Below are 24,074 nucleotides of genomic sequence, written 5' to 3'. Positions count from 1 at the left end.
TCAGACACCTGCCTTCTCGTTGAGCACAGTCTTCACGCGGGCGATATCCCGACGAACCTGCTTGAGCAGATGGGTCTGGCTGAGCTGGCCGGTGGCCTTCTGCATGCGCAGGTTGAACTGCTCGCGGAGGAGTTCGAGGAGCTGCTCCTGGAGCTGCTCTGCGGACTTTTCACGAATTTCCTGGGCTTTCATCACATCACCGTCCGTTTCACAAAGGTGGTGGAGACCGGGAACTTCTGGGCGGCCAGGGCGAATGCCTCGCGTGCCAGCTCCTCGGAAACGCCTTCGATCTCGTACAGGACACGGCCGGGCTGGATCTGCGCGACCCAGTATTCGACAGAGCCCTTACCCTTACCCATCCGGACTTCCAGCGGCTTCTTGGAAATCGGCTTGTCGGGGAAGACACGGATCCAGATCTTGCCGCCACGCTTGACGTGACGGGTGATGGCACGACGGCCGGCTTCGATCTGACGGGCGGTGACGCGACCGCGACCAGTGGCCTTCAGGCCGTACTCGCCGAAGCTCACCTTGCTACCGCGATGCGCCAGGCCACGGTTGCGGCCCTTCTGCACCTTGCGGAATTTCAAACGCTTGGGTTGTAACATCGACTCGCTCTCCCCTTACTTGGAACCTTTCTTCTTGGAGGGCGCGCTCTGCGGCTGCTTGGCCTTGGCGCGGACCTCCTCGATGCCCCCGAGGATTTCACCCTTGAAGACCCAGACCTTGACACCGATGATGCCGTAGGTGGTCTTGGCCTCGTAGGTGGCGTAGTCGATGTCCGCACGCAGGGTGTGCAGCGGCACGCGACCTTCGCGATACCATTCGGTGCGGGCGATCTCGGCGCCGCCGAGACGGCCTGAGAGCTGCACCTTGATACCGCCGGCGCCCAGGCGCATGGCGTTCTGGACGGAGCGCTTCATGGCGCGACGGAACATGACGCGACGCTCGAGCTGGCCGGCGATGTTCTGCGCGACGAGCTGGGCGTCCAGCTCCGGCTTGCGAACTTCCTCGATGTTGACGTGAACCGGCACGCCCATCATCTGAGTGACTTCGCGACGCAGCTTGTCGACGTCCTCGCCCTTCTTGCCAATCACGATGCCCGGACGGGCAGTGTGAATGGTGACGCGGGCGTTGTTGGCCGGACGCTCGATGGTGATCTTGCTCACGGAGGCGTTCTTGAGACGCTCTTCCAGGAAGCTACGCACCTCGAGGTCGTTGTTCAGCTTATCGGCATAGGCGCCGCGCTCGGCATACCAGACCGAGGTATGGTCCTTGACGATACCCAGGCGAATGCCTGTCGGATTGACTTTCTGACCCATCTGGTCGACTCCTACTTCTCGGCTACCTTGACGGTGATGTGGCAGGTGCGCTTCAGAATGCGATCCGCACGGCCCTTGGCGCGCGGACGGATGCGCTTGAGCGTCATGCCCTCATCGACGCAGATGGTCGAGACACGCAGCTCGTCGATATCCATGCCGTTGTTTTCTTCCGCGTTCGCGATGGCGGACTGCAGCACCTTCTTGACCAGCTTGGAGGCCTTCTTCGGGGAGAAGGTCAGCAGATCGAGTGCTTCGGCGACCGGCTTACCGCGCACCTGGTCAGCCACCAAACGGGCCTTCTGGGCGGATAAGCTAGCGCCACGCAGCTTTGCTGTGACTTCCATCTCTTAATCCTCTTGGCTTACCGTTTGGCTTTCTTGTCCGCCGCATGACCGCGATAGGTGCGGGTGGCAGCGAATTCGCCCAGCTTGTGGCCAACCATTTCCTCGGAGACGTGCACCGGGACGTGTTGGCGACCGTTATGGACCGCAATGGTGAGCCCGACCATGTTGGGCAGGATCATGGAGCGGCGCGACCAGGTCTTGATCGGTTTGCGCTCGCCCTTCTCCACTGCAGTCTCAACCTTCTTCAGCAGATGAAGGTCAATAAAAGGACCTTTCTTCAGTGAACGTGGCACAGCCGTTACCTCTTAATGTCTTGGCGTGGGATCTTATTTCCGGGCCTTGCGGCGACGGACGATCAGCTTGTCGGTGCGCTTGTTCTTGCGGGTCTTGTGGCCCTTGGTGGGCATACCCCACGGAGACACCGGATGACGACCACCGCTGGTGCGGCCTTCACCACCACCGTGCGGGTGATCCACCGGGTTCATGGCCACGCCGCGAACGGTCGGACGCACGCCTTTCCAGCGCTTCGCACCGGCCTTGCCAAGCTGACGCAGGCTGTGCTCGGAGTTGCTCACCTCACCCAGGGTCGCGCGGCACTCGGCCAGCACCTTGCGCATCTCGCCGGAGCGCAGACGCAGGGTGGCGTAGTTGCCTTCGCGGGCCACCAGCTGGGCGCTGGTACCGGCACTGCGTGCGATCTGAGCGCCCTTGCCGGGCTTGAGCTCGATGCAGTGCACGGTGGAACCCAGCGGGATGTTGCGCAGCGGCAGGGCGTTGCCCTTCTTGATCGCTGCGTTCACGCCGGACTCGAGACGGTCGCCGGCCTTCACACCGCGCGGAGCGATGATGTAGCGACGTTCGCCGTCCATGTACTTCAGCAGCGCGATGTGGGCGCTACGGTTCGGATCGTGCTCCAGGCGCTCGACGACGGCGGGAACGCCATCCTTGGTGCGCTTGAAGTCGATGATCCGGTAGTGCTGACGGTGACCACCGCCCACGTGGCGGGTGGTGATGCGACCGTAGTTGTTACGGCCACCGGACTTGGACTGCTTTTCGAGCAGCGGCGCGTACGCGCGGCCCTTGTGCAGCTCCTCGCCGACGATCTTGACGACGTGGCGACGACCGGCGGAAGTAGGTTTAGTCTTGACGATTGCCATGATCCGTGCTCCTGCCTTTACTCGGCGCCAGAGAAGTCTTCGAGCGTCTCGCCGGCGGCCAGGGTGACGTACGCCTTGCGATAGCCTTTACGGAGACCGGTGCCATGCGCGGTGCGCTTGGTCTTGCCCTTGACGTTCAGGACCTGAACGCGATCGACCTTCTTGCCGAACAGCTCCTGCACGGCGGTCTTGATCTCGGGCTTGGTCGCGTCGCCTGCCACCTTGAACACGTACTGGTTGCGCTCGGCGGCCATGGCGGCCTTCTCGGTCACGTGCGGACCCAGCAGCACCTTGAATACACGTTCCTGGTTCATGCCAGCTTCTCCTCGAATTTACGCAGAGCGGAGACGGTGGCCAGGACCTTGTCGAAGGCAACCAGGCTCACCGGATCGGCGGCAGCGACGTCCACGACATCCACGTTCGGGATGTTGCGGGCGGCGAGGTACAGATTCTCGTCGACCTCTTCGGTGACGATCAGCACCTTATCCTCGAGGCCCAGCTCGCTCAGCTTGGCGACCAGCTGCTTGGTCTTGGGGGTCTCGACGGCGAAGGCGTCGACGGCCACCAGACGCTCCTGGCGCACGAGCTCGGAGAGGATCGAGCGCATGGCCGCACGGTACATCTTGCGGTTGACCTTCTGGGTGTAGTCCTGCGGACGAGCCGCGAAGGTCACGCCGCCGGCACGCCAGATCGGCGAGCGGATGGTACCGGCGCGGGCACGGCCGGTGCCCTTCTGACGCCACGGCTTCTTGCCGCCGCCACGAACGTCGGAACGGTTCTTCTGGGCACGGGTACCCTGACGACCACCGGCCAGATAGGCGGTGACGACCTGGTGCACGAGTGCTTCGTTGAACTCTTTGCCAAAGGTGGCTTCGGCGACTTCGACGGTGCCGCCAGCACCTGCAAGATTCAGATTCATCGGTAAATTCCCCTTCAGCCTGCTTTGACGGCGCTGCGCACGATGACATCACTGCCGGTGGCGCCGGGCACGGCACCCTTGACCAGCAGCAGGTTACGCTCGGCGTCGACACGGACGACTTCCAGGCTCTGGACGGTGCAACGCTCGTTGCCGAGCTGACCGGCCATCTTCTTGCCCTTGAACACGCGACCCGGGGTCTGGCACATGCCGATGGAACCCGGTGCACGGTGGGCCAGGGAGTTACCGTGGCTGTTGTCCTGGGTACGGAAGTTCCAGCGCTTCACGGCGCCCTGGAAACCCTTACCCTTGGAGGAGCCGGTCACGTCGATCTTCTGACCAGCCTCGAAGAGGGATACGGTGAGTTCGCCGCCCACTTCCGGAGCCTCGACGCCTTCTTCCAGGCGGAACTCCATCAGCGAACGACCGGCCTCGACGCCGGCTTTTGCGAACTGACCGGCTTGGGCCTTGGAGAGATGCTTGGCCTTGCGGGAACCGGTTGTCACCTGCACCGCGGCATAGCCGTCGGATTCGACGGACTTGACGCGAGTCACGCGGTTCGGCTCAACCTCGATCACGGTCACGGGCACTGAGGCGCCGTCTTCGGTAAAGACACGGGTCATCCCGGCCTTCGTACCGACCAAACCGATAGTCATTACTACGTCTCCTTTAGTGTACGGGGCTATCACCCGCTATGGCTGCCCTTTCCAGAGCATTCCACTAGCACGTTGTGTGGCGCCATCCCGGCGCGGCGGCTGCTGCCTGTACCATGTTCCGACAGGCGCTGGGCCGCGAGTGTCTAGTGTGGTATCAGTCGAGCTTGATCTGCACGTCCACGCCGGCGGCGAGGTCGAGCTTCATCAGGGCGTCAACGGTCTTCTCGGTCGGCTCGACGATGTCGAGCACGCGCTTGTGCGTACGAATCTCGTACTGGTCACGAGCGTCCTTGTTCACGTGCGGAGAGATCAGCACGGTGTAGCGCTCGCGATTGGTCGGCAGAGGAATCGGACCCCGCACCTGGGCGCCGGTACGCTTGGCGGTATCAACGATCTCCGCGGCGGACTGGTCGATCAGGCGGTGGTCGAAGGCCTTCAACCGAATGCGAATCTTCTGGTTCTGCATTTGCCCTAAACTCCAATGGATCTTGACGGCGCGAGCCGTCAACCCACGCATTCAAAGGATGCGCATTATAGGCGCGCCGCCGACGAGAGTCAAACCCCTCGTGACGGTGCGCAGAAAGGGGGCTCCGTAAGGAGCCCCCTTCGATCGCTCGATCAGCGTGATGCTTACTCGACGATCTTGGCCACGACGCCGGCGCCGACGGTACGACCGCCTTCACGAACGGCGAAACGCAGACCTTCGTCCATGGCGACCGGAGCGATCAGGCTGACGACCATCTTGACGTTGTCGCCCGGCATGACCATCTCGACGCCTTCCGGCAGTTCACAGGTACCGGTGATGTCGGTGGTACGGAAGTAGAACTGCGGACGGTAGCCCTTGAAGAACGGAGTGTGACGACCACCCTCGTCCTTGGACAGCACGTACACCTCGGCCTCGAACTTGGTGTGCGGGGTGATGGTGCCCGGCTTGGCCAGGACCTGACCACGCTCGACGTCGTCACGCTTGGTGCCGCGCAGCAGGGCGCCGATGTTCTCGCCGGCACGACCTTCGTCGAGCAGCTTGCGGAACATCTCGACACCGGTAACGGTGGTCTTGGTGGTGTCCTTGATGCCGACGATCTCGACTTCTTCGCCAGACTTGACGATGCCGCGCTCGACACGACCGGTCACAACGGTACCGCGACCAGAGATGGAGAACACGTCCTCGATCGGCATCAGGAACGGCTGATCGATGGCACGCTCCGGCTCCGGGATGTAAGCGTCCAGGGCCTTGATCAGGTTGGCAACGGCGGTGGTACCCATGCCGTTGTCGTCCTTGCCTTCCAGGGCCATCAGCGCGGAACCGGTGATGATCGGGCAGTCGTCGCCCGGGAAGTCGTACTCGCTCAGGAGCTCACGGACTTCCATCTCGACCAGCTCGAGCAGCTCTTCGTCGTCGACCATGTCGGCCTTGTTCAGGAACACGACGATGTACGGCACGCCGACCTGGCGAGACAGCAGGATGTGCTCGCGAGTCTGCGGCATGGGGCCGTCGGCGGCAGAGCAGACCAGGATAGCGCCGTCCATCTGGGCAGCACCGGTGATCATGTTCTTGACGTAGTCGGCGTGACCCGGGCAGTCGACGTGCGCGTAGTGGCGCTCTTCGGACTGATACTCGACGTGAGCGGTCGCGATGGTGATGCCGCGCTCACGCTCTTCCGGGGCGTTGTCGATGGAGTCGAACGCACGAGCGTCGCCACCGAAGACTTCCGCGGACACGCGAGTCAGGGCCGCAGTCAGCGTGGTCTTACCGTGGTCGACGTGACCGATGGTACCGACGTTGACGTGCGTTTTGGAACGTTCGAATTTTTCCTTAGCCACTGCTATGACCTCTTTACGTTAGCTAACGGTTAACCGTTCTGGTTGATGACGGCTTCAACGACGCTGTTCGGCGCCTCTTCGTAATCCGCGAACTCCATGGTGTAGCTCGCGCGGCCCTGGGTCTGAGAGCGCAGGTCGGTTGCGTAACCGAACATCTCAGCCAGCGGAACGGTGGCGCGGATGACCTTGCCCGCGGGCGAGTCGTCCATGCCCTGGACCAGACCACGGCGACGGTTCAGGTCGCCCATGACATCCCCCATGAATTCCTCGGGAGTCACGACCTCGACCTTCATCACCGGCTCGAGGAGCACGGCCTTGGCCTTGGGTGCGCCTTCCTTGATCGCCATGGAAGAGGCGACCTTGAACGCGGTCTCGTTAGAGTCCACGTCGTGGTAGGAACCGTCGAACAGCGTGACCTTGACGTCAATCATCGGGTAGCCCGCGATGACACCGTTCTGGAGCTGCTCATAGGCCCCTTTCTCGACGGCCGGCACGTATTCCTTCGGAACCACACCGCCGACGATTTCAGAAGCGAATTTGAAGTTCATCTCTTCATCTTCGCCCTTGTCCTCGGCCGTCAACGGCTCGATACGCAGGATAACGTGACCGTACTGGCCGCGACCACCGGACTGGCGAACGAACTTGCCTTCCTGCTCGACGCTGTTGCGGATGGTTTCGCGGTAGGCGACCTGCGGCTTGCCGATGTTGGCTTCCACCTTGAACTCGCGACGCATGCGGTCAACGATGATGTCCAGGTGCAGCTCGCCCATGCCGGAGATGATGGTCTGGCCGGTTTCCTCGTCGGTCTTGACCTGGAAGGACGGATCCTCCTGGGCCAGCTTGCCGAGGGCGACGCCCATCTTCTCCTGGTCGGCCTTGGACTTCGGCTCCACGGCCACGGAGATCACCGGATCCGGGAACTCCATGCGCTCGAGAATGATCTTGTCATTCAGGTCGCACAGGGTGTCACCGGTGGTGACGTCCTTCAGGCCGATGCAGGCGGCGATGTCGCCGGCCAGCACTTCCTTGATCTCCTCGCGGGAGTTGGAGTGCATCTGCACGATACGGCCGACGCGCTCCTTCTTCTGCTTGACGGAGTTGTAGACGCTGTCACCGGACTTCAGCACGCCGGAGTAGACGCGGATGAAGGTCAGGGTACCGACGAACGGGTCGGTGGCGATCTTGAACGCCAGGGCGGCGAAAGGCGCACTGTCGTCCGCCTCACGGGTCGCGATGGTGCCGTCCTTGTCGTCCAGCTCACCCTCGATGGCCTTGACCTCGGTCGGCGACGGCATGTACTCGATCACGCCGTCCAGAACCGCCTGCACGCCCTTGTTCTTGAACGCGGAGCCACAGGTGACCAGCACAATCTCGTTGTCGAGCGTACGACGACGCAGACCGGCCTTGATCTCCTCCTCGGAGAGGTCGCCTTCCTCGAGGTACTTCTCCATCAGTTCTTCGGAGGCCTCGGCGGCGGACTCGACCATGTGCTCGCGGTATTCCGCGGCCTTGTCCTGCAGATCGGCAGGAATGTCGACCAGCTCGTAGTTCATCCCGAAGTTGGCTTCATCCCACTGGATGGCCTTCATCTGGATGAGGTCGATCACGCCCTTGAAGTCGTCCTCGGCGCCCCAGTTGATCTGGATCGGCACGACGTTGGCGCCCAGCTTGTCTTTCAGCTGGTTGACGACCATGAAGAAGTCGGCACCGGCACGGTCCATCTTGTTGACGAACACCATGCGCGGAACTTCGTACTTGTTGGCCTGGCGCCAGACGGTCTCGGTCTGCGGCTGCACACCGGAGGAACCGCACAGCACGACGACCGCACCGTCGAGCACACGCAGGGAACGTTCGACTTCGATGGTGAAGTCAACGTGCCCGGGGGTGTCGATGATGTTGATGCGGTGCTCATCGAACTGCTTGTTCATGCCCTGCCAGAAGCAGGTGGTCGCCGCGGAGGTGATCGTGATGCCACGCTCCTGCTCCTGCTGCATCCAGTCCATGGTGGCGGCGCCCTCATGGACCTCGCCGACCTTGTGAGACAGACCGGTGTAGAACAGGACACGCTCGGTAGTGGTAGTCTTACCGGCGTCGACGTGGGCCACGATACCGATATTGCGGTAACGCTTGAGCGGAGTCTTGCGAGCCACGATGTAACTCCCGTTGGTTGGCGGTGCGGTTTAGAAGCGGTAGTGAGAGAAGGCCTTGTTGGCCTCTGCCATGCGATGCACGTCTTCACGCTTCTTGACGGCCGAACCCTTGCCTTCGGCGGCATCCAGCATTTCGCCAGCCAGACGCTGCACCATGGTCTTCTCACCGCGACGACGTGCGGCGTCCACCAGCCAACGCATGGCCAGCGCCTGACGGCGAGACGGACGCACTTCGACCGGCACCTGATAGGTCGCACCGCCGACGCGGCGAGACTTCACCTCGACCATGGGCTGGATGGCTTCCAGCGCCTTGTCGAAGATCTCCAGCGGCTCTTCGTTGGAACGATCGGCAACCCTGTCCAGCGCACCATAGACGATGCGCTCAGCTACGGACTTCTTGCCGCTGATCATCAGGTGGTTCATGAACTTCGCCAGGCGCTCGGATCCGAACTTGGGATCCGGGAGGATCTCGCGCTTGGCCGCAACTCTTCTTCTAGGCATGATAAGCCCTCTTCCGAAGGGTCCTTCAGGTAAACCCGAGACGACCGGATGGGCGCTCGACCTTACTCTTATCAGACCGTGTCAATATCGATGTTCTGGTGTGGCCGTAGCCGGTAACGCTGCGCGGAGGCTTAGGCCTTCGGACGCTTGGTACCGTACTTGGAACGACCCTGCTTACGGTTCTGGACGCCGGAGGTATCCAGGGCACCGCGAACGGTGTGGTAACGGACACCCGGAAGGTCCTTCACTCGACCGCCACGGATCAGGACCACGGAGTGCTCCTGGAGGTTGTGGCCCTCACCGCCGATGTAGGAAGACACCTCGAAGCCGTTGGTCAGGCGCACACGGCAGACCTTACGCAGGGCCGAGTTCGGCTTCTTCGGGGTGGTGGTGTAAACGCGGGTGCAGACGCCGCGCTTCTGCGGGCAGGCCTGCAGCGCAGGCACGTCGCTCTTGGCGGCCTGACGCTTGCGCGGCTTGCGCACGAGCTGATTGATGGTAGCCATTTATCGCTCCAAATGGGTTGCCTTGGCGGAAGCGAGTAGCCGTTCGCTTCCTGTCTTGCGTTCCTCTTTCCCAATGGCGCGGGCGCACCCGCCCCACTGTTAAAGGCTGCGCATTCTAATGGCTGACGCCATCGACCGTCAAGCGCGACGCCCCGAGGGGCGCCGCGCGAGCGGTCATCGACGTCAGATTTCGTCGTCGTCCGAGTCGAGCGCGGTGAGCTGAGCGCCCAGTTCCTGCTCGACATCCTGGGCCGACGGCTGGAGCACGCGTTCGGCGTCTTCACGCTTGCGGCGGCGCTCCGCATGGTGGGTCAGGCCGGTACCGGCCGGGATCAGACGTCCCACCACCACGTTTTCCTTCAGGCCGCGCAGGTAGTCGCGCTTGCCGGTGACCGCCGCTTCGGTCAGCACCCGCGTGGTCTCCTGGAAGGAGGCCGCGGAGATGAACGACTCGGTGGCCAGGCTGGCCTTGGTGATACCCAGCAGCAGGCGCTGGTACTTGGCCGGGAACTTGTCGGTGGCCTCGAGCGCCGCGTTCTGCTCCAGCACCCGCACCAGCTCGACCTGGTCGCCCGGGATGAAGTCGGAATCGCCGGCATCGGTGATCTCGACCTTGCGCAGCATCTGACGCACGATCACTTCGATGTGCTTGTCGTTGATGCCCACGCCCTGCAGGCGATAGACGTCCTGCACCTCGGCGACGATGTACTTGGCCAGTTCGGCGATGCCGAGCAGGCGCAGGATATCGTGCGGATTGCTCGGGCCGTCGGAGATGACCTCGCCCTTCTCGACGGTCTCACCCTCGAACACCGCGATCTGGCGCCATTTCGGGATCAGCATCTCGAACGGATCGCCGGATTCCGGGGTGATCGCCAGACGACGCTTGCCCTTGGTTTCCTTGCCGAAGCTGATGGTACCGCTGATCTCGGCGAGGATCGCCGGCTCTTTCGGCTTGCGCGCCTCGAACAGGTCGGCCACGCGCGGCAGACCACCGGTGATGTCCTTGTTACCGGTGGCTTCCACCGGAATACGGGCCACCACCTCGCCGACGCCGATCTTGGAACCGTCGTCGACGGTCACGATCGCCTTGCCGGGCAGCAGGTACTGCACCGGGGTGTCGGAGTTGGCCACGGTCACCGGCTTGCCGGCCTCGTCGGACAGCAGGATCATCGGGCGCTTGTCGCGGCCGGCCATGGGACGCGCCGCAGACTCGATCACCTCGATGGAGGACAGGCCGGTCATCTCGTCCACGCTGCGGTGGATGGTGACGCCCTCGTCCATGTCCGCGTACTGCACCTTGCCCTCGGCCTCGGCCACGATCGGGTGGGTGTGCGGATCCCACTTGGCCACGGTCTGACCGGCGTCGACGACATCGCCGTCCTTGACGGAGAGCTCGGCGCCGTAGGGCAGCTTGTAGTACTCGCGCTCGCGACCGTGCTCGTCGGCGACGGCCAGGGCGCTGGAGCGGGAGACCACGACCAGCTTGCCGTCGCCGCGTTCCACGTGCTTGATGTTGTGCAGGCGCACCTTGCCGCCGTGCTTGACCTGGACGCTGTCCACTGCGGAGGCACGAGAGGCCGCACCGCCGATGTGGAAGGTCCGCATGGTCAGCTGGGTACCCGGCTCACCGATCGACTGGGCGGCGATGACGCCCACGGACTCGCCGACGTTAACCTGATGGCCACGGGCCAGGTCGCGACCGTAGCACGAGGAGCAGACGCCATGGCTGGTGTCACAGCTGATCGCGGAGCGCACCACGATCTCGTCGACGCCCATGGTGTCGAGCTCGGCGCACCAGGCCTCGTCGAGCAGCGTGCCGCGCGGAATCAGCACTTCCTCGCTCTCGGGATCGATGACGTCCTGGGCGACCACGCGGCCAAGCACGCGCTGGGCCAGCGAGACGATGATGTCGCCGCCCTCGATGACCGGGTGCAGGGTCAGGCCGTTCTCGGTGCCGCAGTCGGCCTCGGTGATGACCATGTCCTGTGCCACGTCGACCAGACGACGGGTCAGGTAACCGGAGTTGGCGGTCTTGAGTGCCGTATCCGCCAGGCCCTTACGCGCACCGTGGGTCGAGATGAAGTACTGGAGGACGTTCAGGCCTTCACGGAAGTTGGCGACGATCGGGGTCTCGATGATCGAGCCGTCCGGCTTGGCCATGAGGCCACGCATGCCCGCCAGCTGGCGGATCTGGGCGGCACTACCCCGGGCACCGGAGTCGGCCATGATGAAGACGCTGTTGAAGGAGTCCTGCTCGACCTCGTTGCCCTCACGGTCGATGACGCTCTCCTTGGAGATGCCGGTCATCATCGCCTTGGCGACCTGGTCGTTGGCACGGGCCCAGATATCGATGACCTTGTTGTACTTCTCGCCCGCGGTCACCAGACCGGAGGAGAACTGGTCCTCGATTTCCTTGACCTCTTCCTCGGCGCCTTCGACGATCTCGGCCTTGGCATCCGGGATGACGAAGTCGTTGACGCCGATGGAGGCGCCGGACCAGGTGGCCATGCGGAAGCCGGTGTACATCAGCTGGTCGGCGAAGATCACCGCGGGCTTCAGGCCGGCGCAGCGATACACCTCGTTGATCAGCTGGGAGATCGCCTTCTTCTTCATCGGCTGGTCGATCAGCTCGAAGGACACGCCTTCGGGCAGGATGCGGAACAGCAGCGCGCGACCCACGGTGGTGTCGTAGATCTTGCGGGTCTGGCTCTGCTCGCCGGTCTCCTCGTCCACGGTCACCTCGTCGAGGCGCACCTTGACGCGGGCGTGCAGGTCGACGCTCTGGGTGCCGAAGGCGCGCTCGACCTCGTTGAGGTCGGAGAACACCATGCCCTCACCCTTGGCATTGATCTTCTCGCGGGTCATGTAATACAGACCCAGCACCACGTCCTGGGACGGCACGATGATCGGCTCGCCGTTGGCCGGTGACAGCACGTTGTTGGTGGCCATCATCAGCGCGCGGGCTTCGAGCTGCGCCTCCAGGGTCAGCGGCACGTGGACGGCCATCTGGTCGCCGTCGAAGTCGGCGTTGTAGGCGGCACACACCAGCGGGTGCAGCTGGATCGCCTTGCCCTCGATCAGCAGCGGCTCGAAGGCCTGGATGCCGAGACGGTGCAGGGTCGGGGCGCGGTTGAGCAGCACCGGATGCTCGCGGATGACATCGGCGAGGATGTCCCACACCTCCGGCAGCTCGCGCTCGACCATCTTCTTGGCGGCCTTGATGGTGGACGCCTGGCCGCTGGCCTGCAGCTTGGAGTAGATGAACGGCTTGAACAGCTCGAGCGCCATCTTCTTCGGCAGACCGCACTGGTGCAGACGCAGGGTCGGACCCACGGTGATGACCGAGCGGCCGGAGTAGTCGACGCGCTTGCCCAGCAGGTTCTGACGGAAACGCCCCTGCTTGCCCTTGATCATGTCGGCCAGCGACTTCAGCGGACGCTTGTTCGAGCCGGTGATGGCCCGGCCGCGACGGCCGTTGTCGAGCAGGGCGTCGACCGCTTCCTGCAGCATGCGCTTCTCGTTGCGCACGATGATGTCCGGCGCGTTGAGATCCAGCAGCCGCTTGAGGCGGTTGTTGCGGTTGATCACGCGACGGTAGAGGTCGTTCAGGTCGGAGGTCGCGAAGCGACCGCCGTCCAGCGGCACCAGCGGACGCAGGTCCGGCGGCAGCACCGGCAGCACTTCCATCACCATCCACGCCGGGTCGTTGCCGGAGCCCTGGAAGGCCTCCAGCAGCTTCAGGCGCTTGGACAGCTTCTTGATCTTGGTCTCGGAGTTGGTCTGCGGGATTTCCTCGCGCAGACGCTCGATCTCTTCCTCGAGATCGATGTCCTTGAGCATGGCCTGGACGGCCTCGGCACCCATGCGGGCGTCGAAGTCGTCACCGAACTCCTCGAGGGCCTCGAAGTACTGCTCGTCGTTGAGCAGCTGGCCGCGCTCGAGGGTGGTCATGCCCGGATCGACGACCATGAAGCTCTCGAAGTAGAGCACCCGCTCGATGTCGCGCAGGGTCATGTCTAGGAACATGCCGATGCGGGACGGCAGCGACTTCAGGAACCAGATGTGCGCGACCGGGCTGGCCAGCTCGATGTGGCCCATGCGCTCGCGGCGCACGGCGGCCTTGGTGACCTCCACGCCGCACTTCTCGCAGATGATGCCGCGATGCTTCATCCGCTTGTACTTGCCGCACAGGCACTCGTAATCCTTCACCGGGCCGAAGATCTTGGCGCAGAACAGGCCGTCGCGCTCCGGCTTGAAGGTACGATAGTTGATGGTCTCGGGCTTCTTGACCTCGCCGAAGGACCAGCTGCGAATCATGTCCGGCGACGCCAGCGTGATCTTGATCGCGTCGAACTCGTCGGACTGAGACTGCGATTTGAGGACTTTCACCAAATCTTTCATGGGTCGGCTCCGTTGCGGAGTTGTCATGGGCGGGGGCGCGCACGCCCCCGCGGACCGTCATTACTGCGAAGCGCCGTAGCGGCCGCCTCAGCTCTCCAGTTCGATATCGATGCCCAGCGAGCGGATTTCCTTCACCAGCACGTTGAAGGATTCCGGCATGCCCGCCTGCATGGTGTGGTCGCCATCCACGATGCTCTTGTACATCTTGGTGCGGCCTTCCACGTCGTCGGACTTGACGGTGAGCATTTCCTGAAGGGTGTAGGCGGCGCCATAGGCTTCCAGGGCCCAGACCTCCATTTCCCCGAAGCGCTGACCACCGAACTGCGCCTTGCCGCCCAGCGGCTGCTGGGTCACCAGGGAGTAGGAACCGGTGGAACGCGCGTGCATCTTGTCATCCACCAGGTGGTTGAGCTTCAGCATGTACATGTAACCCACGGTGACCGGGCGATCGAAGGCATCGCCGGTACGACCGTCGTAGAGGGTCGTCTGGCCGGAGTCCGGCAGGTCGGCCAGCGTCAGCAGGTGCTTGATCTCATGCTCGCGAGCACCGTCGAAGACCGGCGTGGCCATGGGCACGCCCGCCTTGAGGTTCTTCGCCAGCGCGATCACCTCATCGTCGGAGAGCGAATCGATGTCCTCGACCCGGGTGCTCGACTCGGTATTGTAGACCTTGCCCAGGAACTCGCGGATCTGCGAGACCTGCTGGTCGCGGGCGTCGCGCAGCATGTGCTCGATCTTCACGCCGAGGCCGCGGGCGGCCATGCCCAGGTGGGTCTCGAGGATCTGACCGACGTTCATGCGCGACGGCACGCCCAGCGGGTTCAGCACCACGTCGATCGGCTCGCCGTTGTCGTCGAACGGCATGTCCTCGACCGGCATGATGGCCGAGATGACACCCTTGTTACCGTGACGGCCGGCCATCTTGTCGCCCGGCTGCAAGCGACGCTTGATGGCGAGGTAGACCTTGACGATCTTCAGCACGCCCGGCGCGAGGTCGTCGCCCTGGGTGAGCTTGCGCTTCTTGTCCTCGAAGCGCTCGTCCATCTCCTTGCGACGGGTCTCCAGCTGCTCGTCGGCCTGGGCCAGCAGCTCGTTGAGGCTCTCGTCCTGCATGCGCAGCTTGAACCACTGCTGACGCGGCAGCTCTTCGAGGTACTCGTCGCTGAGCACGTCGCCCTTCTTGAGCTTCGGCCCCCCGTTGACCGGCTGGCCGACCAGGGTGCGCTGCAGACGCTCGAAGGTCGCGTCCTCGGCGATGCGGTAGGTCTCCTGGAGATCCTTGCGCACCTCGTCGAGCTGTTGCTGCTCGATGGAGAGCGCACGGGAGTCCTTCTCCACGCCGTCGCGGGTGAACACCTGCACGTCGATGACGGTGCCCTTCATGCCGGTCGGGGCACGCAGGGAGGTGTCCTTCACGTCGGACGCCTTCTCACCGAAGATCGCACGCAGCAGCTTCTCCTCCGGGGTCAGCTGGGTCTCGCCCTTGGGCGTGACCTTGCCGACCAGGATGTCGCCCGCGCCGACCTCGGCACCGATGTAGACGACGCCAGCCTCATCCAGCTTGCCGAGCGCGGACTCGCCGACGTTCGGAATGTCGGAGGTGATCTCCTCCGCGCCCAGCTTGGTGTCGCGGGAGACGCAGGTCAGCTCCTGGATGTGGATGGTGGTGAAACGGTCTTCCTGGACGGCCCGCTCGGAGAGCAGGATGGAGTCCTCGAAGTTGTAGCCGTTCCACGGCATGAAGGCGATGCGCATGTTCTGGCCCAGGGCCAGGTCACCCATGTCGACGGACGGGCCGTCGGCCAGGATGTCGCCGCTGGCCACGCTGTCGCCGGGGCGCACGATCGGACGCTGGTTCTGGCAGGTGTTCTGGTTGGAACGCAGGTACTTGGTCAGGTTGTAGATATCGACGCCGGCTTCGCCGCCGATGATCTCGTCCTCGTTGACCCGCACCACGATGCGCTTGGCGTCGACGGAGTCGATGGTGCCGCCACGACGGGCCACGGCGCAGACGCCGGAGTCGCGGGCCACGAAACGCTCCATGCCGGTACCGACCAGCGGCTTGTCGGCGCGCAGGGTCGGCACGGCCTGACGCTGCATGTTCGCCCCCATCAGGGCGCGGTTGGCGTCATCGTGCTCGAGGAACGGGATCAGGGCCGCGGCCACGGACACCACCTGACGCGGCGAGACGTCCATCAGGGTGACCTGCTCGGGGCGCATGAAGGTGGTCTCGCCGCGATGGCGGACCTGCACCAGGTCGTCGACCAGCTTGCCGCCCTCGTCCACGGTAGCCGAGGCCTGGGCGATGACGAAGTTGCCCTCCTCGATCGCGGAGAGGTGCACCACGTCGTCGGTCACCTGACCGTCCACGACCTTGCGGTACGGCGTCTCGAGGAAGCCGTAGCTGTTGGTGTGGCTGTAGGTGGCCAGCGAGTTGATCAGACCGATGTTCGGACCCTCGGGGGTCTCGATCGGGCACAGGCGGCCGTAGTGGGTGGCGTGAACGTCACGCACCTCGAAGCCGGCACGCTCGCGGGTCAGACCGCCCGGGCCGAGGGCGGAGACGCGACGCTTGTGCGTCACCTCGGACAGCGGGTTGTTCTGGTCCATGAACTGCGACAGCTGGGAGGAGCCGAAGAACTCCTTCACCGCCGCGGCCACCGGCTTGGCGTTGATCAGGTCCTGCGGCATCAGGCCTTCGCTCTCCGCCATGGAGAGGCGTTCCTTGACCGCACGCTCGACGCGCACCAGACCGACGCGGAACTGGTTCTCGGCCATCTCGCCGACGCAGCGGATGCGACGGTTGCCCAGGTGGTCGATGTCGTCGACGTCGCCGAAGCCGTTACGGATGTTGATCAGCTCGCCGAGCACGTCGAGGATATCGCGCTGATCGAGAACGCCGGCGCCCTCGTCCTGCTCGCGGCGCAGACGACGGTTGAACTTCATGCGACCGACGCCGGACAGGTCGTAGCGGTCCTCGGTGAAGAACAGGTTGTTGAACAGCGTCTCGGCGGCCTCCTTGGTGGGCGGCTCGCCGGGCCGCATCATGCGGTAGATCTCGACCAGCGCCTCGAGCTGGGAACCGGTGGTGTCCAGCTTGAGGGTGTCGGAGACGAACGGACCGCAATCCAGATCGTTGGTGTACAGGGTCTCCAGGCGGGTCAGACCGGCCTGGCCCAGGGTTTCCAGCACTTCCGGAGTGATCGCGGTGTTGCAGGCGCAGATCAGCTCGCCGGTGTTGGGATCGATCTGGTCCTTGGCCAGCACCTTGCCGAACAGGTAGTCCATCGGCACCTCGAGACGCTCGAGGCCGGCCTTCTCCAGCTGGCGGATGTGCTTCTGGGTGACGCGACGACCTTCCTCGACGATGACGTTGCCGTCACCATCCTTGATGTCGAAGGTCGCGGTCTCGCCGCGCAGGCGAGACGGCACCAGTTCCACGGAGAAGCCGCGCTTCTCGATGTGGAAGGTGCTGGTGTCGAAGAACTCGTCGAGGATCTCCTCGGCGCTCATGCCCAGCGCGCGCAGCAGCACCGTGGCCGGCAGCTTGCGGCGACGGTCGATGCGCACGAAGACGTTGTCCTTGGGATCGAACTCGAAGTCCAGCCAGGAACCGCGGTAGGGAATCACCCGAGCGGAATACAGCAGCTTGCCGGAGGAGTGGCTCTTGCCCTTGTCGTGATCGAAGAACACGCCCGGGGAGCGGTGCAGCTGGGAAACGATGACGCGCTCGGTACCGTTCACCACGAAGGTACCGTTCTCGGTCATCAGGGGGATTTCCCCCATGTAGACTTCCTGCTCCTTGATGTCCTTGATCGCCTTGTTCGACGAATCCTTGTCGTAGATGATCAGACGGACCTTGACGCGCAGGGGAGCCGAATAGGTGACGCCACGCAGCTGGCACTCCTTGACGTCGAAGGCCGGAGTGCCGAAACGGTAGCTGACGTATTCCAGCGCAGCATTGCCGGAGAAGCTCTCGATCGGAAAGACCGACCGGAAGGCGGCATGCAGGCCGAGGTCGAGGCGTTCTTCGGGTGAGCGATCCTGCTGGAGAAAGTCGTAATAGGAATCAAGCTGGATGGCCAGCAGGTAAGGCACATCCATCACTTGGGGCAGTTTGCCGAAATCCTTGCGGATGCGTTTTTTCTCAGTGTATGAGTAAGCCATCTGTATTCCCCAGCTTGTTCACCATGGGTGACCGATGCGTGTCGGCGCCACCCGACGGACGCGGCTCCGTCAGGCGCTGACGGCAAGCCCCCGGAGGGAGGCTCGCCGTCGGAATTCGGCTGGCGGAGGCCCGAAGGGCGAACCGCCTAGCGACAACAGAAAAAGGCCGGCAGCGGGTGTCCCGCCACCAGCCGTGGAAGCTTACGCAGCGCGTGAAGCCGTGGGCACAAGGATTACTTGAGCTCCACGCTCGCGCCGGCTTCTTCCAGCTTGGTCTTGGCTTCTTCGGCATCTTCCTTGGACATGCCTTCCTTCAGGGTCGCCGGGACGCCGTCGACGGCACCCTTGGCTTCCTTCAGGCCCAGACCGGTGATCTCGCGGACGGCCTTGATGACGTTGACCTTCTTGTCGCCAGCGGCGGTCAGCACCAGGTCGAACTCGGTCTGCTCTTCGGCAGCAGCGGCTTCACCGCCACCCGGGCCGGCGACGACGGCAGCAGCGGCGGTCACGCCGAACTTCTCTTCCATCGCTTCGATCAGCTCGGCGACTTCCATCACGGACATGTCGGCGACGGCGTTGATGATGTCTTCTTTGGTCAGTGCCATTTTCACGTTCCTAACTTTGCGGGAGTCTCGGCGGGCCGACGACTCGGTGATTCAATATTCGATTCGCGAGAGGAGGTCGAGTTCGCCGTTCAGGCGGCCTCGCCTTCCTTCTGGTCACGCAGCGCGGCGAGGGTACGAACCAGCTTGCCGGCAGAAGCCTCCTTCATGACGGACATCAGCTTCGCGATGGCCTCGTCATAGGTCGGCAGGCTTGCCAGGCGGTCGAGATCGCTCGCCGGGATGAACTCGCCTTCGTATGCCAGCGCCTTGACTTCGAAGTCTTCCTCGGACTTGCCGAACTCCTTGAACAGACGGGCGGCAGCGCCCGGATGATCGGTGGAGAAGGCCAGCAGAGTCGGACCCACGAAAGACTCGTTCAGGCACTCCCACTGAGTGCCTTCGAGGGCGCGGCGTGCCAGGGTGTTGCGGACAACACGGATCTGCACGCCATTCTCGCGGGCCTGCTTGCGCAGTTCGGTCATCTTGCTGACCGGGACGCCACGAGAGTCGGCAACGACGACGGAGAGAGCATCCTTGGCCGCTTCACTGACCTCGGCAACAATGGCCTTCTTGCCTTCGAGTGCTAGTGGCACGGTGATCACTCCTTCGTGCCGGAATCTCCGCAGAGGATTCCGGTGGTTACCATCTCCCCCGGCGGGCCGTGAGGCCACTCGCCGGGGGTCCTGGGTGATGGTGCTCACCAGAGATCTGGCGGCCACACCATCTGCGCAGGCTGCCCCGAGGGACAATTAAGCCGCCTCGGCAGCGAGGCGGCACCTGCGGTCTTTGACGATGCCCCGCCGACTCGCATCGATGTCGTGCACGGGGACCGCAAAGTTCTTGCTCGATTGTCGAACGCGGCGTTAGACGAACGCGGCGTGATCGACGGTCAGACCCGGGCCCATGGTGGTGGACAGGGAGACCTTCTTGAAATACACGCCCTTGGAAGTGCTCGGCTTGAGCTTCTTCAGGTCGGCGATCAGAGCTTCGAGGTTGCCGCGGATCGCGTCAGCGTCGAAGTCGACCTTGCCGAGGGTGGCGTGGATGATGCCGTTCTTGTCGGTACGGAAGCGCACCTGACCGGCCTTGGCGTTCTTGACGGCGGTAGCCACGTCCGGGGTCACGGTGCCGACCTTCGGGTTCGGCATCAGGCCACGCGGACCGAGGATCTGACCCAGCTGACCGACGACGCGCATGGCGTCCGGCGAGGCGATGACCACGTCGAAGTCGAGCTGGCCTTTCTTGACCTGCTCGGCCAGGTCGTCCATGCCGACGATATCGGCACCGGCTTCCTTGGCGGCTTCTTCGTTGGCACCCTGGGTGAAGACGGCAACGCGCACGTCCTTGCCGGTACCGTTCGGCATGACGGTGGCGCCACGCACGACCTGGTCGGATTTACGCGGATCGACGCCCAGGTTGACGGCGACGTCCACGGACTCCTTGAACTTGACGGTGGACAGCTCGGAGAGCAGGGCCACGGCCTCCTCGAGGGAGTACGCCTTGTTCGGGTCAACTTTCTCGCGAATCTGCTGAGCGCGCTTGCTGAGCTTAGCCATGATCAGAGGCCCTCCACGTTGAGGCCCATGCTGCGGGCACTACCGGCAATGGTACGCACCGCGGCGTCGAGATCGGCAGCGGTCAGATCCGGCTCCTTGGCCTGGGCGATCTCTTCGAGCTGCGCGCGGGTCACGGTACCGACCTTGTTCTTGTTCGGCTCACCGGAGCCGGACTTGATACCAGCAGCCTTCTTCAGCAGGACGGCGGCGGGCGGCGTCTTGGTGACGAAGGTGAAGCTGCGGTCGGAGTACACGGTGATGACGACGGGAGTCGGCAGACCCGGCTCGAGGTTCTGGGTCTCGGCGTTGAACGCCTTGCAGAACTCCATGATGTTCACGCCGTGCTGACCCAGCGCGGGACCCACGGGGGGGCTCGGGTTGGCCTTACCGGCTGCAACCTGCAGCTTGATGTAAGCCTGTACTTTCTTGGCCATGATTTACTCCAGATGGGTGATAGCGCCTTGCGGCTCCCCGGTGAAGACGACCGCTCTCGGCGGCCGTCACGAAAACCTGCTTGGCGAGAGGGCGATTATTCCTTCTCGACCTGGGAGAACTCCAGCTCGACCGGCGTAGCACGACCAAAGATCAGCACGCTGACCTGAAGACGACTCTTGTCGTAGTTGACTTCCTCGACAACGCCGTTGAAGTCGGCAAACGGACCGTCGATGACGCGCACGGACTGTCCCGGCTCGAACATCGTCTTGGGGCGCGGCTTCTCGGTGCCATCCTTGACCCGGCTGAGGATGGCATCGGCCTCCCGCTGGGTGATCGGCGCCGGCTTCTCCTTGGTGCCTCCGATGAACCCCATGACGCGCGGGGTCTCATTGACCAGGTGCCAAGTCTCGTCATCCATTTCCATCTCGACCAGCACATAGCCGGGATAGAACTTGCGCTCGCTCTTGCGGCGCTTGCCGTCACGCATCTCGACGACTTCTTCGGTCGGCACCAGGATCTCGCCGAAGCGATCCTCCATGCCGTACATCTTCACGCGCTCGATGAGCGAGCGCATGACATGCTTCTCGAAGCCGGAGTAGGCGTGAACGACGTACCAACGCTTGGACATGAAGACTCCTAACCAATGACGCCGGACATGGCCCAGCCAAGCAGCGTGTCGATGAGCCACAGGGCCAGGCCCACGACCAGGACGGCCACCAGCACGATGGCGGTGGTTTGCACGGTCTCGGGACGGCTCGGCCAGACGACGCGCTGAATTTCCTTCTTGGCACTGCGAGCCAGCTCGACCAGCTCACGCCCCTTGGTGGTGGTCAGCGCCACCAGCGCCGCCACCACACTCAGGGCGACGACGCCAAGCACGCGATAAAGCAGCGCCTGGTCGGCAAAATAGGTATTGCCGACCACGGCAAGAACCAGCAGGGTAACGACAACCGCCCACTTGAGCCCGTCGTGGCGCGACTCCTGCACCTCGGCGTTATGTTTCATGAAAACGAGACTCCTCAAGGTGCGGCAATCGAAACATGAAAGATACAAGAAATCTCACCAGCCTGGGGAAGGCTGGCAGGCCAGGAGGGAATCGAACCCCCAACCTGCGGTTTTGGAGACCGCTGCTCTGCCAATTGAGCTACTGGCCTGTTGCTTCCGCGACCGCCCTTTGCGGGAGGCCTCAGCGACAGCGGGCGCCATCATAGCGAATGCCGCCCGAACTGACAACCCCTGATCCGACCTACTCACACCGGCCAGGGAAAGAGAAAAGGCGAGCTATCGCTCGCCTTTTCAATGTGGAGCTCATGGACGGATTTGAACCGTCGACCTCACCCTTACCAAGGGTGTGCTCTACCCCTGAGCTACATGAGCAAAACCTTAGCTTGGAGCGGGCAGCGGGGATCGAACCCGCATCATCAGCTTGGAAGGCTGAGGTTCTACCATTGAACTATGCCCGCCTGCCCGCTCTTTTTGCCACCACCCGCCTCGACGAGTGCGGCCAAAACCTGGTGGAGGGGGAAGGATTCGAACCTTCGAAGCTTTCGCGGCAGATTTACAGTCTGCTCCCTTTGGCCACTCGGGAACCCCTCCAACTGGCGGAGCATTTTACCGCTCCTGTTCTCGGTGTCAAGTGATTGTTTTACCAATCTTCTTGAAGCATGGCACGACGGCCTCGGCTCGCCTGCTCCCCTAGAACGCGACGCATTGTGTCAAAGCAGCATGGAGAACGCAAGCCCCGCGCGTATCTTTTCCAGCGGCACCCGGCGCGGCACCGTCGGCGCGCCCGACATGCGACCCGCCCGCTCCGCCGCCGTGAGCGGGAAACAGGCCTCCAGCCCGCCATACACCATGTCAGGCCAGACGGCATGGGGCACCTGAACCCCGCGCGAGACCACCCGGGCATCCCCCCCGGTCAACAGCAGCGGCAGCGACACCCCCTCACGGTCGCACACCTCGCTGTAGATCCGGTTCACCGCGCTCACCGCCGCCATGTAGATACCATGATTGACGGCCTCGACCGTTCGCGCCCCCGGCACCAGCAGCTCGTCGGCCTCGCTGTCCGGGTCGATCGCCACGTTGCGCGTGCCGAGCTTGAGGCTCTCCTTCATCAGGCGCAGCCCCGGCAGGATGTAGCCGCCCAGGTGCTGGCCGCCGGGCAGCACGAAGTCCACCGTGATGGCGCTACCGCAATCCACCGTGCAGCAGCCGCCCGCCAGCTGATAGCCGGCCAGCACACCCAGCCAGCGATCCACGCCCAGCTTGCCGGGCTCCCGGTATCCATTGCTGACCCCCAGTGCCTCGGGTTCCGAGCGCGCCACATGCACGCTGCGCACCCGGCGCTGCAGCAGGGCCACGGTCTGGGCCAGCACCGCCTTGCGCGCCACGCTGGATATCCTCACCGCCTCGACCACATCGAGATCCGGGATATCGGCCCCGGGCCGCCACTCCTCGCGCGTCCACACGGCCCCGCGCGATCGGATCTCGCTGCTCTCGGCATCCTTCAGCCGCCATTTGGACAGGGTGTTGCCGATATCCAGATCCAGGATCATTACCGCCCCCGTACGCTGATCTCGCCACCAGCGAGACGCTCGCGCCCGCCCTCCCCTTTCACCCAGAGGTTCCCGGCGACATCGACGCCCTCGGCGACCGCGGGCTCGCGCCGCTCGCCACGCAGGATATCCACCTCGCGCCCGGCGAAGGCATGCCGGGCATTCCAGGCCTCCTGCCAGCCCTCGAACCCTCGATGCTCGAAATCGGCCAGCATCGGCATCAGCCCGTCGAGCAGCTCCACGGCCAGTTGATTGCGTGACAGCCCCGGGGCCTGGTCACGGACCGCCCCCACCGGCTGCTCGATCCCCTCGCGAAAGGACAGCGGCAGATCGACGTTGATACCCATGCCCACCACCAGCTCGCAAGGCCCCGTCGCGTCCCCCGTCAGCTCGACCAGGATACCCGCCAGCTTGCCCAGCTCCCCCGAATCCATCTCCAGCAGCACGTCGTTGGGCCACTTGAGCCGCGGGCGCACGCCATGGCGCTCCAGCACCTGGGCCAGCACCACGCCGACAGCCAGGCTGAGACCCTCGAGGGCCGCCACGCCCGACTCCACTCGCCAGCCGATCGAGAACATCAGGGTACGCCCCCAGGGCGTCACCCAGGTGCGCCCTCGACGCCCTCGACCGGCACTCTGCTGCTCCACCAGGCAGATCTCGCCATGCCCGGCGCCCTGAGCGAAGCGCTCGCGCAGAAACAGGTTGCTCGAAGGCAGCGTCTCCTCGACGAACAGGCGACTGACGTGCTGACGCACCTCTCGCGACAAACCGGCCACGATAGTGGCCCCGTCGAGCAACTCCAGCGGTTCGGCCAGTCGATAACCCTGCCCTTTCACCGCCTCCATGGGAATCCCCAGCGCCTCCAGCTTGCGCAGCTGCTTCCAGACGGCGGCGCGAGACACGCCCAGCCGCTCGCCCAGCTGTTCGCCGGAATGGAATTCGCCATCGCTCAACAGGCGGATCAGGTCACCAATGGTCATGC

Annotated in this window: 24 protein-coding genes and 4 tRNA genes; all 28 read right to left on the bottom strand. The window is 63.8% G+C overall.

Annotation, left to right across the window (positions count from 1 at the left end; genetic code table 11):
• Positions 1-192: a 50S ribosomal protein L29 gene (gene rpmC / locus UN84_RS03775; RefSeq protein WP_035596360.1), complete on the bottom strand. Its 192-nt coding sequence runs from the start codon at positions 190-192 to the stop codon at positions 1-3.
• Positions 192-605 carry a 50S ribosomal protein L16 gene (rplP, locus tag UN84_RS03770; RefSeq protein ID WP_035596358.1) on the bottom strand — a complete coding sequence of 138 codons (414 nt, stop codon included), beginning with the start codon at positions 603-605 and terminating at the stop codon, positions 192-194. Before rplP ends, rpmC begins: the two co-directional genes overlap by 1 nt.
• Positions 606-620: 15 nt before the next feature.
• Positions 621-1,319 (bottom strand): 30S ribosomal protein S3, encoded by a 699-nt coding sequence (gene rpsC / locus UN84_RS03765; protein ID WP_016856414.1) that lies wholly within the window; start codon positions 1,317-1,319, stop codon positions 621-623.
• An 11-nt stretch (positions 1,320-1,330) separates the two neighbouring features.
• The gene (gene rplV / locus UN84_RS03760) at positions 1,331-1,663 is read right to left on the bottom strand and encodes a 50S ribosomal protein L22 (protein ID WP_035596356.1); all 333 of its coding nucleotides are present in this window, start codon (positions 1,661-1,663) and stop codon (positions 1,331-1,333) included.
• Between the two features lie 17 nt (positions 1,664-1,680).
• A complete protein-coding gene (rpsS, locus tag UN84_RS03755) occupies positions 1,681-1,956 on the bottom strand; it encodes a 30S ribosomal protein S19 (protein WP_026068605.1) in 276 nt (91 codons plus the stop codon).
• A 33-nt stretch (positions 1,957-1,989) separates the two neighbouring features.
• Complete coding sequence (gene rplB, locus UN84_RS03750) at positions 1,990-2,820, bottom strand: 50S ribosomal protein L2 (RefSeq protein ID WP_035596353.1); 831 nt, start codon at positions 2,818-2,820, stop codon at positions 1,990-1,992.
• Positions 2,821-2,837: 17 nt separating this feature from the next.
• Complete coding sequence (rplW, locus tag UN84_RS03745) at positions 2,838-3,134, bottom strand: 50S ribosomal protein L23 (protein WP_046077809.1); 297 nt, start codon at positions 3,132-3,134, stop codon at positions 2,838-2,840.
• Positions 3,131-3,739 (bottom strand): 50S ribosomal protein L4, encoded by a 609-nt coding sequence (rplD, locus tag UN84_RS03740; RefSeq protein ID WP_035596347.1) that lies wholly within the window; start codon positions 3,737-3,739, stop codon positions 3,131-3,133. Before rplD ends, rplW begins: the two co-directional genes overlap by 4 nt.
• 14 nt (positions 3,740-3,753) lie before the next feature.
• Positions 3,754-4,392: a 50S ribosomal protein L3 gene (gene rplC / locus UN84_RS03735; RefSeq protein WP_035596344.1), complete on the bottom strand. Its 639-nt coding sequence runs from the start codon at positions 4,390-4,392 to the stop codon at positions 3,754-3,756.
• A gap of 154 nt (positions 4,393-4,546) precedes the next feature.
• Positions 4,547-4,858 carry a 30S ribosomal protein S10 gene (rpsJ, locus tag UN84_RS03730; RefSeq protein WP_010626466.1) on the bottom strand — a complete coding sequence of 104 codons (312 nt, stop codon included), beginning with the start codon at positions 4,856-4,858 and terminating at the stop codon, positions 4,547-4,549.
• A 164-nt stretch (positions 4,859-5,022) separates the two neighbouring features.
• On the bottom strand, positions 5,023-6,216 hold the full coding sequence (tuf, locus tag UN84_RS03725) for an elongation factor Tu (protein ID WP_035596342.1): 1,194 nt from the start codon (positions 6,214-6,216) through the stop codon (positions 5,023-5,025).
• Positions 6,217-6,245: 29 nt separating this feature from the next.
• Positions 6,246-8,366 carry an elongation factor G gene (gene fusA / locus UN84_RS03720; RefSeq protein WP_046077810.1) on the bottom strand — a complete coding sequence of 707 codons (2,121 nt, stop codon included), beginning with the start codon at positions 8,364-8,366 and terminating at the stop codon, positions 6,246-6,248.
• Positions 8,367-8,396: 30 nt separating this feature from the next.
• A complete protein-coding gene (gene rpsG / locus UN84_RS03715; protein WP_046077811.1) occupies positions 8,397-8,867 on the bottom strand; it encodes a 30S ribosomal protein S7 in 471 nt (156 codons plus the stop codon).
• Positions 8,868-8,998: 131 nt separating this feature from the next.
• The gene (gene rpsL, locus UN84_RS03710) at positions 8,999-9,373 is read right to left on the bottom strand and encodes a 30S ribosomal protein S12 (protein WP_016856424.1); all 375 of its coding nucleotides are present in this window, start codon (positions 9,371-9,373) and stop codon (positions 8,999-9,001) included.
• 183 nt (positions 9,374-9,556) lie between these two features.
• Positions 9,557-13,774 carry a DNA-directed RNA polymerase subunit beta' gene (gene rpoC, locus UN84_RS03705; RefSeq protein ID WP_035596338.1) on the bottom strand — a complete coding sequence of 1,406 codons (4,218 nt, stop codon included), beginning with the start codon at positions 13,772-13,774 and terminating at the stop codon, positions 9,557-9,559.
• 87 nt (positions 13,775-13,861) lie between these two features.
• A complete protein-coding gene (rpoB, locus tag UN84_RS03700) occupies positions 13,862-17,941 on the bottom strand; it encodes a DNA-directed RNA polymerase subunit beta (protein ID WP_035596337.1) in 4,080 nt (1,359 codons plus the stop codon).
• 233 nt (positions 17,942-18,174) lie between these two features.
• Positions 18,175-18,546, bottom strand: a complete 372-nt coding sequence (rplL, locus tag UN84_RS03695; RefSeq protein ID WP_016856427.1) for a 50S ribosomal protein L7/L12 — start codon at positions 18,544-18,546, stop codon at positions 18,175-18,177.
• Between the two features lie 89 nt (positions 18,547-18,635).
• Positions 18,636-19,139: a 50S ribosomal protein L10 gene (gene rplJ / locus UN84_RS03690; protein WP_035596334.1), complete on the bottom strand. Its 504-nt coding sequence runs from the start codon at positions 19,137-19,139 to the stop codon at positions 18,636-18,638.
• 270 nt (positions 19,140-19,409) lie between these two features.
• Entirely contained in the window at positions 19,410-20,102 is a 693-nt protein-coding gene (gene rplA, locus UN84_RS03685; RefSeq protein ID WP_035596332.1) for a 50S ribosomal protein L1, read from the bottom strand.
• Positions 20,103-20,104: 2 nt separating this feature from the next.
• Positions 20,105-20,536 carry a 50S ribosomal protein L11 gene (gene rplK, locus UN84_RS03680; RefSeq protein ID WP_046077812.1) on the bottom strand — a complete coding sequence of 144 codons (432 nt, stop codon included), beginning with the start codon at positions 20,534-20,536 and terminating at the stop codon, positions 20,105-20,107.
• Positions 20,537-20,631: 95 nt separating this feature from the next.
• Positions 20,632-21,165 (bottom strand): transcription termination/antitermination protein NusG, encoded by a 534-nt coding sequence (gene nusG / locus UN84_RS03675; protein ID WP_035596328.1) that lies wholly within the window; start codon positions 21,163-21,165, stop codon positions 20,632-20,634.
• 8 nt (positions 21,166-21,173) lie between these two features.
• Entirely contained in the window at positions 21,174-21,542 is a 369-nt protein-coding gene (gene secE / locus UN84_RS03670) for a preprotein translocase subunit SecE (RefSeq protein ID WP_035596326.1), read from the bottom strand.
• A 73-nt stretch (positions 21,543-21,615) separates the two neighbouring features.
• Positions 21,616-21,691 (bottom strand) — tRNA-Trp (locus UN84_RS03665).
• A 148-nt stretch (positions 21,692-21,839) separates the two neighbouring features.
• A tRNA-Thr gene (locus UN84_RS03660) sits at positions 21,840-21,914 on the bottom strand.
• A 12-nt stretch (positions 21,915-21,926) separates the two neighbouring features.
• Positions 21,927-22,000 (bottom strand) — tRNA-Gly (locus UN84_RS03655).
• 49 nt (positions 22,001-22,049) lie between these two features.
• Positions 22,050-22,133 (bottom strand) — tRNA-Tyr (locus UN84_RS03650).
• Between the two features lie 119 nt (positions 22,134-22,252).
• Positions 22,253-23,092 carry a type III pantothenate kinase gene (locus UN84_RS03645; RefSeq protein ID WP_035596323.1) on the bottom strand — a complete coding sequence of 280 codons (840 nt, stop codon included), beginning with the start codon at positions 23,090-23,092 and terminating at the stop codon, positions 22,253-22,255.
• A complete protein-coding gene (locus tag UN84_RS03640) occupies positions 23,092-24,072 on the bottom strand; it encodes a biotin--[acetyl-CoA-carboxylase] ligase (RefSeq protein WP_046077813.1) in 981 nt (326 codons plus the stop codon). The genes UN84_RS03645 and UN84_RS03640 overlap by 1 nt, the downstream gene beginning before the upstream one ends.
• Between the last annotated feature and the right edge of the window lie 2 nt (positions 24,073-24,074).

Source organism: Halomonas sp. HG01, from assembly GCF_000968715.2.
Lineage (GTDB): Bacteria > Pseudomonadota > Gammaproteobacteria > Pseudomonadales > Halomonadaceae > Halomonas > Halomonas halophila.
Note: the sequence above shows the minus strand (reverse complement) of the source record. Positions and strands in the feature narration are given on the sequence as shown.

Excerpts from the sequence above, each read along its gene's own strand:
- rpmC (WP_035596360.1), bottom strand. The coding sequence starts at position 192 with ATGAAAGCCCAGGAAATTCGTGAAAAGTCCGCAGAGCAGCTCCAGGAG.
- rplP (WP_035596358.1), bottom strand. The coding sequence starts at position 605 with ATGTTACAACCCAAGCGTTTGAAATTCCGCAAGGTGCAGAAGGGCCGC.
- rpsC (WP_016856414.1), bottom strand. The coding sequence starts at position 1,319 with ATGGGTCAGAAAGTCAATCCGACAGGCATTCGCCTGGGTATCGTCAAG.
- rplV (WP_035596356.1), bottom strand. The coding sequence starts at position 1,663 with ATGGAAGTCACAGCAAAGCTGCGTGGCGCTAGCTTATCCGCCCAGAAG.
- rplB (WP_035596353.1), bottom strand. The coding sequence starts at position 2,820 with ATGGCAATCGTCAAGACTAAACCTACTTCCGCCGGTCGTCGCCACGTC.
- rplW (WP_046077809.1), bottom strand. The coding sequence starts at position 3,134 with ATGAACCAGGAACGTGTATTCAAGGTGCTGCTGGGTCCGCACGTGACC.
- rplD (WP_035596347.1), bottom strand. The coding sequence starts at position 3,739 with ATGAATCTGAATCTTGCAGGTGCTGGCGGCACCGTCGAAGTCGCCGAA.
- rplC (WP_035596344.1), bottom strand. The coding sequence starts at position 4,392 with ATGACTATCGGTTTGGTCGGTACGAAGGCCGGGATGACCCGTGTCTTT.
- rpsJ (WP_010626466.1), bottom strand. The coding sequence starts at position 4,858 with ATGCAGAACCAGAAGATTCGCATTCGGTTGAAGGCCTTCGACCACCGC.
- rpsG (WP_046077811.1), bottom strand. The coding sequence starts at position 8,867 with ATGCCTAGAAGAAGAGTTGCGGCCAAGCGCGAGATCCTCCCGGATCCC.
- rpsL (WP_016856424.1), bottom strand. The coding sequence starts at position 9,373 with ATGGCTACCATCAATCAGCTCGTGCGCAAGCCGCGCAAGCGTCAGGCC.
- rpoC (WP_035596338.1), bottom strand. The coding sequence starts at position 13,774 with ATGAAAGATTTGGTGAAAGTCCTCAAATCGCAGTCTCAGTCCGACGAG.
- rpoB (WP_035596337.1), bottom strand. The coding sequence starts at position 17,941 with ATGGCTTACTCATACACTGAGAAAAAACGCATCCGCAAGGATTTCGGC.
- rplL (WP_016856427.1), bottom strand. The coding sequence starts at position 18,546 with ATGGCACTGACCAAAGAAGACATCATCAACGCCGTCGCCGACATGTCC.
- rplA (WP_035596332.1), bottom strand. The coding sequence starts at position 20,102 with ATGGCTAAGCTCAGCAAGCGCGCTCAGCAGATTCGCGAGAAAGTTGAC.
- rplK (WP_046077812.1), bottom strand. The coding sequence starts at position 20,536 with ATGGCCAAGAAAGTACAGGCTTACATCAAGCTGCAGGTTGCAGCCGGT.
- nusG (WP_035596328.1), bottom strand. The coding sequence starts at position 21,165 with ATGTCCAAGCGTTGGTACGTCGTTCACGCCTACTCCGGCTTCGAGAAG.
- secE (WP_035596326.1), bottom strand. The coding sequence starts at position 21,542 with ATGAAACATAACGCCGAGGTGCAGGAGTCGCGCCACGACGGGCTCAAG.
- UN84_RS03645 (WP_035596323.1), bottom strand. The coding sequence starts at position 23,092 with ATGATCCTGGATCTGGATATCGGCAACACCCTGTCCAAATGGCGGCTG.
- UN84_RS03640 (WP_046077813.1), bottom strand. The coding sequence starts at position 24,072 with ATGACCATTGGTGACCTGATCCGCCTGTTGAGCGATGGCGAATTCCAT.